We start from the raw sequence: 15706 nt of genomic DNA on the forward strand, positions 1-15706 counted from the left end.
GGCCGGCCGACCTGCGGCCGGCTGAGCGTCCGGGACCGACCGACCCGGGTCGGCTGAGCATCCGGGACCGACCGACCCGGTCGGCTGAGCATCCGGGACCGACCGACCCGGTCGGCTGAGCAGCACAGCCCGACCGACCCGGGTCGGTCGGGCACCCCGACGCCGGCCGGCCACGGTCGGTCGGCGTCGCCCCGGCGGAGTGAAATCCTGCACTGTTCCCTGCCGTCGACCGGTCGCGTGGTGCGACGATCGCGACGGAACCCGGGGACCGCGACAGCGGCCTCGAGGAAAGGAGACAGTCATGGTGGAGTCCACCCCGACCGAGGTGACCGCCCTGTACGGCGGGCCGGCCACCCGACGGGTCCGCACCCGCGACCTGATCGCCGCCAAGAAGCGCGGCGACCGGTGGGCGATGCTCACCTCGTACGACCAGTACACCGCCGGAATCTTCGACCAGGCGGGGATTCCGGTGCTGCTGGTCGGCGACTCGGCGGCGAACAACGTGTTCGGTTACGAGACCACCCTGCCGGTGACCGTCGACGAGTTGTTGCCGCTGGTCAGGGCCGTGGTCCGGGCGACTCGGCACACCCTGGTCGTCGGTGACCTGCCGTTCGGCTCGTACGAGGAGGGGCCGACGCAGGCGTTGCGCACGGCGGTGCGGTTCATGAAGGAGGGTGGCTGCCACGCGGTGAAGCTGGAGGGCGGCCGACGCTGCGCCGACCAGATCGCGGCGATCACCGGGGCGGGCATCCCGGTGATGGCGCACATCGGCTTCACCCCGCAGAGCGAACACACCCTGGGCGGCTACCGGGTGCAGGGTCGCGGCGACACCGCCGACGAGGTGCTCGCCGACGCGCGGGCGGTGGCCGGGGCGGGGGCGTTCGCGGTGGTGCTGGAGATGGTGCCGGGTGAGGTCGCCAAGCGGGTCACCGCCGAACTGGCGATTCCCACCGTCGGCATCGGCGCCGGCCCCGACACCGACGCCCAGGTGCTGGTCTGGCAGGACATGGCGGGGCTGCGCACCGGGAAGGCCCCCCGGTTCGTCAAGCGTTACGCCGACCTGGCCGGGGCGCTGACCGAGGCGACCCGCCGGTTCGCCGACGAGGTACGCGGCGGCGACTTCCCCGCCACCGAACACACCTTCTGAGGTCGCGCCGGAGCCTGGTGGGGCGCTGCCCCCACCGCCCCACCAGGCTCCGCTAGGGTTCCGCTCGTGAATCATGCTCGCTTCTCGACTGTCACCCTGACCTGTCTCTCCGTCCTGGCACTCGCGGCGTGCAGCGAGGCGAAGCCGTCGACGACGGCCGCGCCGTCGTCCTCCGCCACCAGCGCGGCCGCGCCGGCCACCTCCCCCTCCGCCACGGCCGCGCCGACCACCGACGCCCCGACCGCAGCCGCCGACCCGGCAGCCGACAAGAAGCTCTGCACGGCGGCCAAGAAGATCGCCGAGACGACGAAGGTCGACGTCGTGAAGGCCGCGATGGCGGGTGGTGACCCGAACCCGGCCATCAAGAAGGCCTACAACGAGATGGCGTCGGGCCTGGCGAAGGCCACGGCCGGCACCCCCGGCAGCGAGGCGGCCACCGCGCTGGCGGCGTTCGGCGTCGCCGCCGGCAGGGTGGCCACCGCCCCGGACATGGACGCCGCCGCCGACGGCCCCGAGTTCCAGAAGACCAGCGCCATGGCGAACGCCGCCTGCAAGAAGGCCGGCGTCGACATCAACTTCTGACGGTGACGAGAGGGGAGCGGGTCACCCGGGCCGTCCGACCCACCGCCCGACCGCCCGCACCGGGGCCGGCCGGGGTCCCGGAGGTCACCCGTGACCGCGACGGGGCAGCACACCTCGGCACAGCCGGGTGGCCCGCTCCCGCATCCGCACGGTCAGCAACCGAGTCGGGGCAGCCGGGGTGATCTGCTCCCACATTCCCACCGTCAGAGGTCGGTGACCCGGATGCCGGCGTGCGCCTTGTAACGCTTGTTGATGGCGATCAGGTTGGCGGTGAACGCCTCGATCTGGTGGGCGTTGCGCAGCCGGCCGGCGTAGATGCCGCGCATCCCGGGGATCCGGGCGGCCAACGCGCCGACGATGTCGACCAGTTCCCGCTCCTCGGTGCAGATCAGCACGTCGAGGTCGATCCGGTCGATCTCCGGGTCGGCCAGCAACGGCGCGCTGACATGGTTGAATGCCGCGCAGACCCGCGAGTCGGGCAGCAGTGCCGCCGCCTGCTGCACCGCGCTGCCCTCGGCGACCGGCAGCGCGTACGGGCCCTGCTTGTCGAAGCCGAGCGGGTTGACACAGTCCACGACGATCTTGCCGGCCAGTGGCCCGGCCAGCGCGCCGACGGTGGCCGCGTGCCCGTCCCACGGCACCGCGATCACCACCACGTCGCTGCGGCGGGCCACCTCGTCGTTGTCCGCGCCGGTCACGTCGACCCCGGCGGGCAGCCGGGGCAGCACGGCGATCTCCGCCGCCGCCTCGGCCGCCCGGTCGGCGGAGCGGGACCCGATCAGCACCTGCTGACCGGCGCGGGCGAACCGGTAGGCCAGCCCCCGCCCCTGGTCGCCGGTGCCACCGATGATGCCGACGGTCAGCCCGGACACGTCGGGAAGGGTGCTCGCGTCGTATGCCATGGCGTCATCCTCGCAAACCGCCCGCACGGTCAGCGGCACAAGGCGCTGTGACGCTGCCCGCCCCGCCAGGGCCGCCGGACAGGGCGGGACCCGCCGGGGCCGGGTTCAGGCCCGCGCGAAGAGGACCTTGCGGCCGACCGGGTCGGCGGTGACCAGGCGTACGGTGACCCGCTCCCCCAGTGGCAGCTCACCGGTGCAGCGGGCCCGTACCGGCGGATCGTCCAACGCCACCGTCCCGCCGGGCACCCGACCGGGCTTCGACTGACTGTTCGGCGGTGCGTCCACGTCCAGCACCGCCGCCGAGAACGTCTCCCCCACCCGGTGCTCCAGCAGCACCGCCTCGGCCAGCTCGATCGCACCCCGGGTGGCGGTGCCCGCCGTCCGGTCGGTCGAGGCCATCGCCTCCGGCAGCCGGGGCAGCGCCGTACGGGCCCACTCCGGCACCTCACGGCCCTCGTGCAGGGCCAGGCAGACCTCCGTGGCGTACCGGTCGGCCAGTCGACGCAGCGGGGCGGTGACATGGGCGTACGCGGCTGCCACCCCACCGTGCTCCGGCTGCTCGGGCAGCTCGCCGTCGAACGCCGTGTACGCCGCACCGCGCATCAACTCCGCCGCCTGGTCGACGAAGGCGGCGGCCCGGGGCTGCGAGGCGTCCAACCCGGCCAGCACCTCCCCCACCCGTACCCCGTCCGGCCAGTGCACGCCCAGCGGGGCCGCCGCCGCGCGCAGCCGGGCCACCGCCTCCGGCTTCGGTGCCGGCATGGTGCGCAGCAGCCCGATCCGACCGGCGAGCATGATGTCCGCCGCCGCCATCCCGGTGAGCAGCGAGATCTGGGCGTTGTGGTCCTCCATCGGACCGGGGCCGCGCAGCACCAGCCGCCACCCGTCCCCGTCGGGCTCGACGTCCTGCTCGGGCAGGGGCAGGTTGACCGCACCCCGGCGCAGGCCACGGGCGGTGAGCAGGGCGCCGATCTCGGGCAGCAGGGCGATCGGTTCGGGGAGCCGACCGGCGTCGGCGGCCACCTGCACGCCCGAATAGTCCAGTTTGGCGCGGCTGCGGACCAGGGCGCGCTCCAGCCCGACGGCGACGGTGGCCCCGTCGGTGTCGAGGTCGATGGTCCAGAGCACCGCCGCCCGGTCGACGTCGGGCAGCAGGCTGGCCGCCCCTTCGCTGAGGGTGTGCGGGTGCAACGGCACGTTGCCGTCGGGCAGGTAGACGGTCTGCCCGCGCCGCCAGGTCTCCTCCTCCAACGGCCCGCCGGGGCGCACGTGGGCAGCGACGTCGGCGATGGCGTACCGCACCCGGTAGCCGCCGGGGCGGGCGCTGAGGTGCATCGCCTGGTCCAGGTCGCGGGAGGCGGCCGGGTCGACCGTGACGAACGGGATGTCGGTACGGTCGGCCACGGCGGGCGGCGGGGCGTCGGCCGCCTCGTCCGCCTCGCGCTGCGCTGCGGCCGGGAAGCTGTCGGGCAGTCCCAGCTCGCGGCGCAGCGCGCCGAAGTCGATGCGGGGCGCGAGCACACGTCGGATGACCACGGGTCAATCCTGGCAGCGTGCCGCGCGATCCGCTCTCCGGCAGGCGGGCGACGGTCTCCGTACGGTCAGCCGGTGGCCTTCCGGGCGCGGGAGCGGGCGCTGGCCGGCGCGGTGGCGCGCGCCGGCGCCGTACGGCCGGGGCCTTGCGGGCGGTGACCTTCTTGGCGGGCGTCTTCGTGGCGGTCGCCTTCTTCGCCGCCGTCGCGCGGGTGGCCGTCGCGCCCGCCTTGCGGGCCGGGGCCTTCTTAGCGGTGGACTTCGACGCGGGTGCCGTCTTGGCGGTCGACTTCCGGGCCGGCGCCTTCCTGGCCGCGGCGGCCTTCTTCGCGGGCGTGGTCTTCGTCGCCGCCGAGGTCTTCCTCGCCGCCGTGGTCTTCTTCGCCGCCGTCGCGGGCGTCGCCTTCCTGGCGGCCGTCCTCTTCGCGGGCACGGCCTTCTTCGCGGCTGTCTTTTTCTCGGGCATGGCCTTCGCGGCCGTCGTCTTCGCGGCCGTGGTGCGCTTCGCGGCCGTCGTGTTCGCGGCCGTGGTCCGCTTGGCGGCCGTCGTCTTCGCGGGCGCGGTCCGCTTGGCGGCCGTGGTGTTCGCGGCCGTGGTCCGCTTGGCGGTCGTCTTCTTCGCGGGCGCGGTCTTCCGGGCCATGGTCCGGGCGGTCGCGGTGGTCTTCTTCGCCGCTGCCGTGGTCGTCCGTTTCGCTGCGGTGGTCTTCTTCGCCGCCGTGGTCCGGGCGGTGGCCGTGGTCTTCTTCGCCGCCCCGGCGGTCTTCCGGGCGGCGGCGGTGGTCGTGTCGGCGGCTTTCCTCGCCGGAGCCTTCCTCGCGGTCGACTTAGCCGCGGTGCTCCGGGCGGCCGGGGCCTTCTTCGCGGTCGACTTCGACGCGGGAGCCTTGCTGGCGGCGCTGCGGGTGGCCGGGGTCTTCTTCGCCGGGCCGGTCGCCGCCGTCCTGGCGGTGCCGGTGGACGGGGGCCGGCCCGCGCCGGCACCCGCCGCGTTCGCCGTCGCCCGGCCGGCCGACGCCCTGCGGGCCGCGGTCATGGTGGTGGTGGAGCGGCGGGCCGCAGTGCTCCGGGTCGCGCCTGCGGTCCGCTCCGCCGCGGCGGTCTTCGTCGCGGCCGGGCGGGTGGTGGCCTTTGCTGCTTCGGCCATCTCGGTTCCCTCCTTGGGGACATGCTCCCGCGTGCCTCCTCACGGAGGCACGGAGTCCTCGACGCGGGCCGTCCCGCGCCGTTCAGTTGCCCTCCCCGGCCCAGCGGGCGTCTTCGGCTTCCCACGCCTCGTTGCGCTCCTGCACCTTCTGCAGGGCGTTCTCCGCGTCGGCAGCCGAGGGATACGGTCCGAGAACGTGCTTGGCAGGGCACACGTCGGCATCGGTCTCGACCCGGTGGTGTCGGGTGCACCAGTAGTAGTGCCCACCACTTCCGCTGTCGTTCATGAGATCACTGTGCACCGGGCGCAGCCCGACCGCCACCGGATCGCCGCAATTGGTCGCGACCACATCCACAGTAGACGTGCTCGGCGGCGCCGGAGGCGAAACCACGAAATTGGCCCTGACCTGCGCGGAGGCCGTCGCAGCGGCCCGGCGGCACCCACGTCGGGCCGGGTTCGGCAGCGGCCGGGGCGGGCCCACCGACGGCGACGCCACCCCGCGTGGTCGGCGGTGGGCGGGACCGGCCGAGCCGAAGAGCCGGTGGTACGACTTCGACGACCCCCGGCAGAATCGAACAGCGCGATCATGACGGGGACGTGTCCGCGCCGACGCGGAGTTGAGCCGGCACTTCGACCGGACGGCCCGGACCGTCGCCTGGACCGGCTGAGCCGCCGTCCGGGTGTCCACGGTCGGGACAGCCGCCGGTCCGTGGCGCGCGGTGGCCGACGGGTCGGGGACTTCCGGCCCTACCATCCGGACCTGGTACCTGGTATCAGCTCGCCCCCGAGACGGACCATCCCTCACCCGGTCCCCTCGACGGGACCGCCGGCCGGCCCGGGTCGGCCGGACAGCCCCGATGCGGCAGCCCCGAGTGCGGCCGGACCGGGTTGTGTGCGAGCCTCGTCAGACCTCTTGCGGCGCTGCCACCGCCCGTCAACCGGGCGGGACGAGGACGACGATGTCAACGGCGCCGCCCTGTCGAACCGGGAGAACACCACCGTGGCTAGCCTGGACGTCGCCCTGAAGAATGCGATGAGTATCGATGGAGCGATCGGGGTGGCGCTCGTCGACTACAGCAGCGGGATGACCCTCGGCGTAGCCGGCGGCACCGGCGAGATCGATCTGACCGTCGCCGCCGCCGGAAACACCGACGTCGTCCGCGCCAAAATGCGCACCCTGGAGATGCTCAAGATCGAGGATGAGATCGAGGACATCCTCATCACGCTCGGCAGCCAGTACCACCTGATCCGGCCGTTGACCGGCCGCACCGGCAAGGGCCTGTTCCTCTATCTGATGGTGAGCAAGAGCCGGGCCAACCTGGCCATGGCCCGACACCAGCTGCGCACGATCGAGGAGAGCCTGGAACTGTGAGCGCCGACAAGACCGAGACCGTCCTGCCCCGCCGCTCCACGCGCGCCAGCAAACTACCGGCCGCCCGACCGCTCCCCCCGTCGCTGGCCGGAGACCGCTCGTTGCCGTACCCGGCGATCAGTCGCGAGCTGGCGGAGCTGCGGCACCAGATCCCGGGGGTGCACGGCTGCGTACTGGGCGGCGTCGACGGCCTGCTCATCACGCACAACCTGCAGACCGAGGTGGACCCCAACGACCTGGCCGCGCTCGCCGCGACCACCTTCGGCCTCGGCCGGCAGGTCGGCATGCGGCTCGACCAGGGAGACTTCCAACAGTCCACGGTACGCAACCAGAACGGCTACCTGAGCGTCTACGCCGTCAGTGAGCAGGCCCTGCTCGCCGTGGTCGGCACGGACGCGGTCAACGTGGCCCGGCTGCACCTGCACGCCCCGGGGGTGGCCGGCCGCCTCGCGGCGCTGCTGACCCGCGTACCGACGGACGCCTGAACCGGACGACGGGGGTCGCGGCGGAGCACGCCGCACCCCCAGCGGCCGGCTCCGAGCCCGACCGGCAGGCCCGGCCCACCCGGGCGCAGACATTCTTTACCGGGCGAATCCCGGCCACTGTCCACACTCCACCGCACCACCCGACCAGATATCCCGGATCTGGCTTTTCCGAAATAGCCAACACTGCCGGGAAATAATTATCGCCGATGGGCCGGGACGCGCAAATCAGCAACGATAATTGACCGCGAAAGTAACTACGTCGACACAAGTGTCTGATCAAGTCGACGGATGCCACTCTCGGTGCTCACGCCACCGACGCGGGCCACGCGTCGGCCATTCCTCTTACTGTCCGGACTGATCGCGCTGACCATTCCCCTGGTCGGCACCCCTGCCGAGGCGGAACGTTCCGCCGCCGCCGTCACCATGCCGACCTGCGCCTGGTCGTCGAAGTACGGGGCGACGAGCCTGAACGCCTACTGGCCGGACACCGCCGCCACCTACTGGTCGACCGTCTATCCGGTCACGCCAGGCCTGGAAATCACCATCTCGGGGGCTTTCCCCGACGCCAGATACGCGTCTTTCAACGTCTATGACGACAAGCCCACCTACTTTACGCGCAATGGTGTCAGCTCCAGCATGCCCGATTACCTGATCACCCCGGACGCGGGCAGCCAGAATCCGTGGCAGACCGCCGCCGCGCCGGGCGGCCGGTTCACCCTCACCATCACCCCCGACGTGGCGTTCGGGCAGACCAACCGCCTGCCCCTGGCCCGGGAGGACGCCCTGCCCGGCGCGAAGGCATCGGTGATCTTCCGGGTCTACCTGCCGGCCGGCGGGGACGCTACGGTCGTACTGCCCACCATGACCCTCACCCTCGACGGGGTGGCGCAGACCCTGCCGCCCTGCCCGTCGGGAGGTGGTGGCCCCAGCACGCCCGCGACGGCGAGCGCCCGGGAGGCAGGACCGTCCGGCGTCGGCGGGCCCGGTGGCCCGCCGGGACCTCCCGGAGGTGGACCGGGCGGACCCGGTCATCCCGGCGGACCCGGTCATCCCGGAGGGCCTGGCGGGCCCGGCGGTCCTCATGGGCCTGGCGGACCCGGTGGGCCCGGCGGGCCTGGTGATCCTCATGGGCCCGGCGGACCCGGCGGACCCGGCGGACCCGGCGGGCCTGGCGGACCCGGCGGGCCTGGTGGTCCTCATGGGCCCGGCGGGCCCGGCGGACCCGGCGGACCTGGTGGGCCCGGCGGGCCTGGCGGACCCGGCGGACCTGGTGGGCCCGGCGGGCCCGGCGGACCCGGCGGACCCGGCGGACCCGGCGGACCCGGCGGGCCGGGGCATCCGGAGGAGACCGGGCAGAAGCTCTTCACCCGGACATCCGAGGTGGAGAACCTCGCGCCGAACCCGGACAACGCGTATCTCGGCACCTGGGTCACCCCGCCGACGGCGGATCAGGTGGTGGTGATCCGAGGCCGGGCACCGCGGACGGTCTCCGGCAACCACCCGGGCGTCTGGCCGCGCCGGCACACCGACCTGCGCTACTTCTCGATGTGCACCAACCTCGGCGGCCAGGTCAAGCCCGTCGTGATCAACCGGTTCACCGACGCACCGGCGAGCCTCGGCTGCCGCTACGACGACGACACCCGCCTCGACCGGCACGGCTACTACACCTATGTGCTCGGCCGGGAGCAGCAGCGGACGGCGATCGAGGCGGTCGACGACGCCACCTTCCTGCCGTTCTCCGTCTCCTATCCGGCGGCCCCGCACATGGTCCTGCTGCGCAACCTGATGCCGGTCGCCAACTTCCCGCACGCCACCCAGAACGTGCCGGTGGACAGCACGGCGGAGACCGCCGCGGCCGTCATGGGGCCGCACTACCCGCTGGTGAAGGTGTGCGCGTTGACCGACCTCGCGGCCACCGGGCCGCACGCGTGCACGGCCTGAGCTGAACGTCCGGGCGTCGGCGTCGACACCTCCACCGGTGCCGACGCCGACGTTCCTGTCGTTCCTCCAGTCCGGACGACGAGCAGAGCCGACCGGAATCCGCCCCAGCCGCAACCTGTCCCGCCCGTCACGGGTGTATCCGGTAGAGCACCGAACACGTCCGGACTGGAGGAACAATGGCCCTGAAGAACCTGCGTGTTCTGGCACCCGTCGCCGTGCTGGTAGCCGTGGCCGCCTGCGACCCCAGCTCACCCGACCCGGTGACGGGCTCCGGCACCACCCCGCCCGCGGCCGGCACCACGGGAGCCACCGACGTCACTCCGTCCCCCGACAGGGCATCGCCGACGCGCGGCGCGGTGTCCGCCGCACCGACGGCCACCAGGGCGGCCTGTCCGGTCAGCGCCGCCACCCTCCAGAAGGTGGCGGGGTTGGACGTCAAAACGCACCGGATCGACCCCGACCACATCAACTGCGCGCGGCAGTGGGCGACCGCCGGGGTGATCGCCGTCGACCCGGGGCAACAGGGCGACGGGCTGCTGGTGTTCGCGCACTCGGCGGGCAGGTGGCAGAAGATCGGCGAGGGCAGTGGGCTGGAGTGCAGTCCGTACGGCATCCCGGAGGAGATCGGCGACCAGCTCGGCTGCCGCGACCACAGCTGACCCGCCCACCCTCGCGGCACGGCCGGCAGGACCGTATGCAAAGTCGTGCAGTCAATAGCCGGCGTTGTCCGTCAATGCCATTCTGCGTTGTCTTCCAGCGCCAGTAACACCCCCACGAAACCCGACAGGAATCGTACGAGAACAAAGGCTTTCCATCAGCCGAACCGATTGCTAGGGTGACAGGCAGTCGTACGACGATACACGGGGATCCTCAATGTGGAATCTCGGCCTCCGCCGAGTTCTTTACCGCAGGCGAGGAGAATAGTAAATGAAAAACTACATGACTGCCGGCATTCGCCGTCAACTCGGACGGGCCGCGGTGGTCGTCATGGTGGGTGCGGCCGGGCTGGTGGCAGCGACACCAGCGCACGCGTTCCCGAGCAACTGCGACGTCTGGACCATCTACGAGGACGGCGTGGGTATCGGCGGCGCGACCAAGTGCGCGTCGGGAACCGGTACGCACCGGGTCGGCATCCACTGCTCGAACGGTCAGGACTACTACGGGGATGGAAGAACACGGGAACGTCTTCGACCCGCGTTTCCCGTCGGGAGTGCCCCGCCGTGGGTGTCATCCTGAGCTACCGCTGGCTGGAAGCACAGAGCTGACCGACCGACCCTCGGAATCTCTTTCCGGGTGAATAAAGCCCACGATCCCATCGGGACGTAATGGTGTGGCAAGCCTGAACCGGGCCGAATGCGGTTCAGGCTTGCCACACCACCCGCACCCTTATGCCCAGCGATCGGGTGCGGTCACCACAAGGGACATCTCCGCGTCGAGTTGATCCCGTCCGCCTGGGGCAGACCCCACCGGCACCGCCGCCTACAGGGTCGCAAGAAGGCCCACCAGAACCGTGATCACGGCTCTGAGCTGGTGGGCGACGGACGAGTCGACCTGTACGCCGGATTCTGTGCGCGGCGCGTACCCCTTGCGGGGCCCGCACCGGCGGCGGCCATCCATCTCGGCCTACCGTCGCCGGCAGGCTCCTGCGGCCTACCCGCAGACATCGGGCGGGCAGCCCTCAAGCGTCTGCGCCGGGTCGTCAGCTTGCGGTGACGGCCCTTGCTTGGCCTTGCTCCGGGTGGGGTTTACCTAGCCACCCCGGTCACCCGGGGTGCTGGTGGGCTCTTACCCCACCGTTTCACCCTTACCGTCCCCGAGTGGGGTCGGCGGTCTGTTTTCTGTGGCACTGTCCCGCGGGTCGCCCCGGGTTGCCGTTAACAACCACCCTGCCCTGTGGAGTCCGGACGTTCCTCGGCGGCGGGCCGCAGCCCGCCGACGCGACCGCCCGGTCGACTCGTCCGTCGCGTCCCCATCCTAACGGCGCGGCGTCCCGCGCCCATCTCACCCCGGGCCGGGCCGTAACAAACCCGAAAATGGTACGCGGTCGACGCGGTGGAGGGGCTCTGATCAGGGCGTACTAGCCTCTGGGCCCCATGGACCTCTCCGAAGCCGTACTGCTGGTCATCGCCGGTCTCGCCGCAGGCACGGTGAACGCGGCGGCCGGCGGTGGTTCCCTGATCACCTTTCCGGCGATGATCGCGGTGGGCATTCCGCCCGTGGCGGCGAACGTCAGCAACTCGGTGTCGGTCTTTCCCGGTTATGCGGCGAGTGTGGCGGGCAGCCGGATGGATCTGCCGCACCGGCGGACGCTGTGGCCGTTGCTGCCGACGGCGGTGCTCGGCACGGGGGTCGGCTGTCTGCTCCTACTGGCCACCCCGGCGCGGGCGTTCGACCTGGTGGTGCCGTTCCTGGTGCTCGGGGCCACGGCGGTGTTGGCGTTCCAGGGGCCGCTGCGCCGGCTGGTCGGTCATCCGGCCGAGTTGGGCCCGCGCCGCCGTACCCTCACGGTGCAGGCGATGGTCGCGGTCGGCACGGTGTACGGCGGCTATTTCGGCGCGGCGCTCGGGGTGATGTTGGTGGCCGGCCTGGCCCTGGTGCTCGACGCGACGCTGGCCCGGGTGTCGGCGGTGAAGAACCTGCTGTCGGCCGTGGTGGGGTTGACCACGCTTGTGGTGTTCGCCCTGTTCGGGCCGGTCAACTGGGCGGCGGTCGCGGTGGTCGCGCCGGCCACGATGCTCGGCGGGTACGTGGGGGCGCGGGTGACCCGCCGGTTGCCGCCGGTGGTGCTCCGGACGCTGATCGTCTGCTTCGGTACGGCGATCGGTCTCTACCTGCTCTGGCGGGCGCTGGGCTGAGCAGCCCCGGGGCCGTTCAGTAGGCCTCCCCGACGGGTTCGTGCTCGGCCTGCCGGGCGGCCCGGTTCCAGTGGGACCAGCGCAGCCGTTCGCCGTAGCCGGCGGCCATCAGGTGGGCGAAGGTCAGGTAGACGAGCAGGCCGACGGCGAGCACCCCGGCGCCGACCCAGAACGGCAGCGTCAGGCTGTGCTCGGCGAGCTTGCCGGCCAGGATCGGCGCGGGTGCGGCGGCACCCCAGCGGACCAGGTTGAACGCGCCGGTGGCGACCCGGCGGTCGGCGGAGCCGAGGCCGAGGGCCAGGTCGGTGAGGTTGGCGTTGGCCAGGCCCATGCACAGGCCGGCGACGACGAGCACCACGAGCGACTCGGCGGTGCCGGCCGAGGTGGCGAAGAGGACCATGCAGGCCAGCAGGCCCACGAGGGCCACCCCGACGGTCTGCACCGCGCCGATCCGGTGGGCGAGCCGGTGGCCGATGAGCAGGATGCCGGCGGCCAGGCCGAGGCCCCAGCCGGTGAAGGCGAGGCCGAGGGGAATGACGTCGAGGCCGAGGAAGAGCGGCGTGTAGCCGAGCACCACGAAGAAGACGAAGTTGTAGGCGGCGGTGACCACGCAGAGGATGAGGAACGCCGGCCGGCGGTAGGTGGCGAAGATCTGCCCCAGTCGTACGGGCGGCTGCCGGTTGGTCGGCTCACGGAGCTTGCGGGCGGCGACCAGCAGGGCGAACACCATGAACATGCCGCAGACGAAGAACGGCAGTCGCCAGCTGATCTCGCCGAGTAGGCCGCCGATCAGCGGGCCGACGGCGAAGCCGAGGCCGAGTGCGGTCTCGAAGAGGCCGACCACCCATTCCCGGTCGTTGGCGAGGTTGACCAGGACCACCATGGCGGTGGCGAAGAACATCGCGTTGCCCAGCCCCCAGACGCCGCGCAGCACCGACAGTTGCACGATGTCGTTGCTGAACGAGGCGGCGATGGCGGCCAGCCCGACCACCGAGACGCCGGTGACGAGCACCGGTTTGAAGCCGAAGCGTCCGCTGGCCAGGGTCGCCGGGATCATCCCGACCGCCATCACCGCGATGTACGCCGTGAAGAGCAGCTCGACCTGCCAGGCGGTGACCCCGATCGCGGTGCCGATGGCGGGCAGGATGGGGTCCACCACGGCGATGCCGGCGATGGCGAGGAAGGCCACCAGCGTGGTGGCGTAGATGGCACTGCGGTGGGGCTCGGTTCGCCGGTCCACTCCGCCTCCTGTCGGGCCGAAGCCGCAGATAGCTGTATCATACAGTTAATTCTGTTGTATCATACAGCTATGAGCGACGACCAGGCGAAGCGAACGGAGTCGGACGAGGCCACCCTCGGCCGGATCGAGACCGAGGTCGCCCTGTTGATGCGACTGGGCGAGGCCACCCGCCGGGCCACCGGCAGCGCCGAGCACCGGGTCCTCGACCGGGCGGCGTACGTGATCCTGCGCCACCTGGACACCACCGGCCCGCAGAACGTCTCGGCGCTGGCCGCCCGGCTCAACCTCGACGGCTCCACGGTCACCCGCCAGGTGTCGGCGCTGCAACGCGACGGCCTGATCGCCCGCGCCCCCGACCCGGCGGACGGCCGGGGCACGGTGATCTCTCCCACCCCCGCCGGCCTGCACCGGATGGCCGCCGTCCGGGCCGCCCGGACCCGGCTCTACGGCGACATCCTGGCCGACTGGACCCCCACCGACCGCGACACCCTGGCCACCCTCCTGACCCGCCTCAACCAGGCCCTGGACACCCGCACCCGCCGCCCCTAACCCCACCCCCACCCCACCCCGCCCGCTCCCCTCCACCCCCGCCTCGCCCCCCGCCCACCCCCGTTGATCAAGAGGTTTGCGTCAACTTGAAGATCGAACTTGACGCAAACCTCTTGATCACCAGCCCCAGCCGGCCGACCCGGGGCACGGTGACCGGGCCGGTCGCGTGATCAAGAGGTTTGCGTCAGTTCTTGGTCGGATGTTGACGTAAAGCTCTTGATCAACAGGGGCAGGCGGGGGGGCGAGGCGGGGAGGCGGGGGCGAGGCAGGGAGGCGGGGAGGCGGGGTTAGGCGATTGGTTCGCGGGCCGGGTCGGTGGCGCGGGCGGGGTCGGGGGTGACGCGGGGGTCGCCCTCGTCGGCGAAGTAGTCGTCGGGGGTGGTGCCGTCCACTCCCTCGGCCACCTTCGCCGCCCGCAGTGCCAGCGTGGCAAGGGCCGCCACCACCAGGTTCACCAGCACGGCCACGATGCCGACATAGATCGTCTTCTTGGTGTCGAAGCCGAAGTCGGACAGCGGGAACGCCGACCCGCCGAAGTGCGCGCGCTTCGACGCCGGGTTGGGGATCTGGTAGAGCATCCACATGCCCAACCCCATGCCGGCCGCCCAGCCGGCGATCAGCGCGCCCCGGTGGAACCAGCGGGTGTAGAGGCCCAGCGCCACCGCCGGCAGCGTCTGCAGGATGATCACACCGCCGATGAGCTGGAGGTCGATGGAGAACTGCGGGTCGAGGAAGACGATGCAGGCCACCGCGCCGACCTTGACCACCAGCGAGGTGATCTTCGAGACGTTCGCCTCCTGGGCCGGGCTGGCGTCCCGCTTCAGGTACTCCTTGTAGATGTTGCGGGTGAACAGGTTCGCCGCCGCGATCGACATGATCGCCGCCGGCACCAGCGCGCCGATGCCGATCGCCGCGTACGCCACCCCCGCGAACCAGTCCGGGAACTGCTGGTCGAACAGCACCGGCACCACCGTGTTGCTGTCGACGGTGCCCTCCTTCGCCCCGGGCAGCGGCTTCACCCCGGCCGCGATGGCCATGAAACCGAGCAGCGCGATCAGGCCGAGCAGCAGGCTGTACGCCGGCAACGCCGACATGTTCCGCTTGATCACGTCCCGGTTCCGGCTGGCCAGCACGCCGGTGATGCTGTGCGGATAGAGGAACAGCGCCAGCGCCGAACCGAACGCCAGGGTGACGTACTGGAGCTGGTTGTTGGCGTTGAGCAGGATGCCGTCGTTCGGATTGGGTGAGGCGGCGAACTTCGCGTCCGCCGCGTCGAAGATCGAACCCCAACCCCCCAGCTTGTACGGCAGGTAGATCACCGCCACCAGGATGACGATGTAGATCAGGGTGTCCTTGACGAACGCGATCAGCGCCGGAGCACGCAGCCCCGACTGGTAGGTGTAGGCGGCCAGGATCGCGAAGGCGATGATGATCGGCAGGTGCCGCGCCACCGCGCTGTCCCCGGTGACCCCCATCGTCTTGAGCACCGCCTCGATGCCCACCAACTGCAACGCGATGTACGGCATGGTCGCGACGATGCCGGTGATCGCGATCAGCAGCGCCAGCACCGGCGAGTCGAACCGGCGGCGGACGAAGTCGGCCGGCGTGACGAAGCCGTGCCGGTGCGACACCGACCAGAGCCGGCAGAGCACCAGGAACACCAGCGGATAGATGACGATCGTGTACGGCACGGCGAAGAACCCGGCCGCGCCCGCCCCGAACATCAGCGCCGGCACCGCCACGAACGTGTACGCCGTGTAGAGGTCACCGCCGACCAGGAACCAGGTGATCCAGCCGCCGAAGCTGCGCCCGCCCAGCCCCCACTCGTCGAGGTGGGCCATGTCCTTCGGCGCCCGCCACCGGGCCGCCACGAAACCCATGCCGCTGACCAGCAGGAACAGCGCCGAGAAGACGATGATCTCGGTCAAGTGATCGCGCCACATCAGAGCACCC

General features: G+C 71.7%; 13 protein-coding genes and 1 other RNA gene. 9 read left to right on the plus strand and 5 right to left on the minus strand.

Annotation, left to right across the window (positions count from 1 at the left end):
* Positions 1 to 301: 301 nt before the first annotated feature.
* Together panB and J7462_RS11705 are read left to right on the plus strand one after the other, a co-directional pair.
* Entirely contained in the window at positions 302 to 1147 is an 846-nt protein-coding gene (panB, locus tag J7462_RS11700) for a 3-methyl-2-oxobutanoate hydroxymethyltransferase (RefSeq protein WP_219464078.1), read from the plus strand.
* A gap of 66 nt (positions 1148 to 1213) precedes the next feature.
* Positions 1214 to 1729, plus strand: coding sequence for a hypothetical protein (locus J7462_RS11705; protein ID WP_219464079.1), 516 nt, complete (start codon positions 1214 to 1216; stop codon positions 1727 to 1729).
* 203 nt (positions 1730 to 1932) lie between these two features.
* On the opposite strand, the gene npdG is transcribed toward J7462_RS11705, so the two are convergent.
* Positions 1933 to 2631, minus strand: a complete 699-nt coding sequence (gene npdG / locus J7462_RS11710) for an NADPH-dependent F420 reductase (RefSeq protein ID WP_219464080.1) — start codon at positions 2629 to 2631, stop codon at positions 1933 to 1935.
* A gap of 105 nt (positions 2632 to 2736) precedes the next feature.
* The gene (locus J7462_RS11715; protein WP_219464081.1) at positions 2737 to 4167 is read right to left on the minus strand and encodes an RNB domain-containing ribonuclease; all 1431 of its coding nucleotides are present in this window, start codon (positions 4165 to 4167) and stop codon (positions 2737 to 2739) included.
* A gap of 2144 nt (positions 4168 to 6311) precedes the next feature.
* On the opposite strand from J7462_RS11715, the gene J7462_RS11720 reads away from it, so the two are divergent.
* The 5 genes from J7462_RS11720 to J7462_RS11740 all read left to right on the plus strand — a co-directional run bounded on the left by J7462_RS11720 (position 6312) and on the right by J7462_RS11740 (position 10345).
* Complete coding sequence (locus tag J7462_RS11720) at positions 6312 to 6683, plus strand: hypothetical protein (RefSeq protein ID WP_067306011.1); 372 nt, start codon at positions 6312 to 6314, stop codon at positions 6681 to 6683.
* On the plus strand, positions 6680 to 7168 hold the full coding sequence (locus tag J7462_RS11725; protein WP_308290867.1) for a roadblock/LC7 domain-containing protein: 489 nt from the start codon (positions 6680 to 6682) through the stop codon (positions 7166 to 7168). The genes J7462_RS11720 and J7462_RS11725 overlap by 4 nt, the downstream gene beginning before the upstream one ends.
* A 1380-nt stretch (positions 7169 to 8548) precedes the next feature.
* Positions 8549 to 9109 carry a hypothetical protein gene (locus J7462_RS11730; protein ID WP_208568782.1) on the plus strand — a complete coding sequence of 187 codons (561 nt, stop codon included), beginning with the start codon at positions 8549 to 8551 and terminating at the stop codon, positions 9107 to 9109.
* Positions 9110 to 9285: 176 nt separating this feature from the next.
* Positions 9286 to 9768, plus strand: a complete 483-nt coding sequence (locus J7462_RS11735; RefSeq protein ID WP_219464082.1) for a hypothetical protein — start codon at positions 9286 to 9288, stop codon at positions 9766 to 9768.
* A gap of 268 nt (positions 9769 to 10036) precedes the next feature.
* Entirely contained in the window at positions 10037 to 10345 is a 309-nt protein-coding gene (locus J7462_RS11740; RefSeq protein WP_219464083.1) for a hypothetical protein, read from the plus strand.
* Between the two features lie 302 nt (positions 10346 to 10647).
* Here the strand turns inward: J7462_RS11740 and rnpB are convergent.
* Positions 10648 to 11066: RNase P RNA component class A (gene rnpB, locus J7462_RS11745), an RNA gene on the minus strand.
* A gap of 136 nt (positions 11067 to 11202) precedes the next feature.
* Between rnpB and J7462_RS11750 the strand changes: the two genes are divergently transcribed.
* Positions 11203 to 11964, plus strand: a complete 762-nt coding sequence (locus J7462_RS11750; protein WP_219464085.1) for a sulfite exporter TauE/SafE family protein — start codon at positions 11203 to 11205, stop codon at positions 11962 to 11964.
* 16 nt (positions 11965 to 11980) lie between these two features.
* Here J7462_RS11750 and J7462_RS11755 read toward each other — a convergent pair whose 3' ends face one another.
* Complete coding sequence (locus J7462_RS11755; protein ID WP_219464086.1) at positions 11981 to 13204, minus strand: MFS transporter; 1224 nt, start codon at positions 13202 to 13204, stop codon at positions 11981 to 11983.
* Between the two features lie 69 nt (positions 13205 to 13273).
* Between J7462_RS11755 and J7462_RS11760 the strand changes: the two genes are divergently transcribed.
* Complete coding sequence (locus J7462_RS11760; protein WP_219464087.1) at positions 13274 to 13753, plus strand: MarR family winged helix-turn-helix transcriptional regulator; 480 nt, start codon at positions 13274 to 13276, stop codon at positions 13751 to 13753.
* Positions 13754 to 14040: 287 nt separating this feature from the next.
* Here the strand turns inward: J7462_RS11760 and mctP are convergent, their stop codons facing one another.
* Positions 14041 to 15696 carry a monocarboxylate uptake permease MctP gene (mctP, locus tag J7462_RS11765; protein ID WP_219464088.1) on the minus strand — a complete coding sequence of 552 codons (1656 nt, stop codon included), beginning with the start codon at positions 15694 to 15696 and terminating at the stop codon, positions 14041 to 14043.
* Between the last annotated feature and the right edge of the window lie 10 nt (positions 15697 to 15706).

It is taken from the genome of Micromonospora sp. RL09-050-HVF-A, assembly GCF_019374995.1.
Classification (GTDB): Bacteria; Actinomycetota; Actinomycetes; order Mycobacteriales; family Micromonosporaceae; genus Micromonospora; species Micromonospora antibiotica.

Bases quoted from the DNA above. Each gene is read 5' to 3' on its own strand.
- J7462_RS11760 (WP_219464087.1), top strand. From the start codon at position 13,274: ATGAGCGACGACCAGGCGAAGCGAACGGAGTCGGACGAGGCCACCCTC.
- mctP (WP_219464088.1), bottom strand. From the start codon at position 15,696: ATGTGGCGCGATCACTTGACCGAGATCATCGTCTTCTCGGCGCTGTTC.
- J7462_RS11740 (WP_219464083.1), top strand. From the start codon at position 10,037: ATGAAAAACTACATGACTGCCGGCATTCGCCGTCAACTCGGACGGGCC.
- J7462_RS11750 (WP_219464085.1), top strand. From the start codon at position 11,203: ATGGACCTCTCCGAAGCCGTACTGCTGGTCATCGCCGGTCTCGCCGCA.
- npdG (WP_219464080.1), bottom strand. From the start codon at position 2,631: ATGGCATACGACGCGAGCACCCTTCCCGACGTGTCCGGGCTGACCGTC.
- panB (WP_219464078.1), top strand. From the start codon at position 302: ATGGTGGAGTCCACCCCGACCGAGGTGACCGCCCTGTACGGCGGGCCG.
- J7462_RS11735 (WP_219464082.1), top strand. From the start codon at position 9,286: ATGGCCCTGAAGAACCTGCGTGTTCTGGCACCCGTCGCCGTGCTGGTA.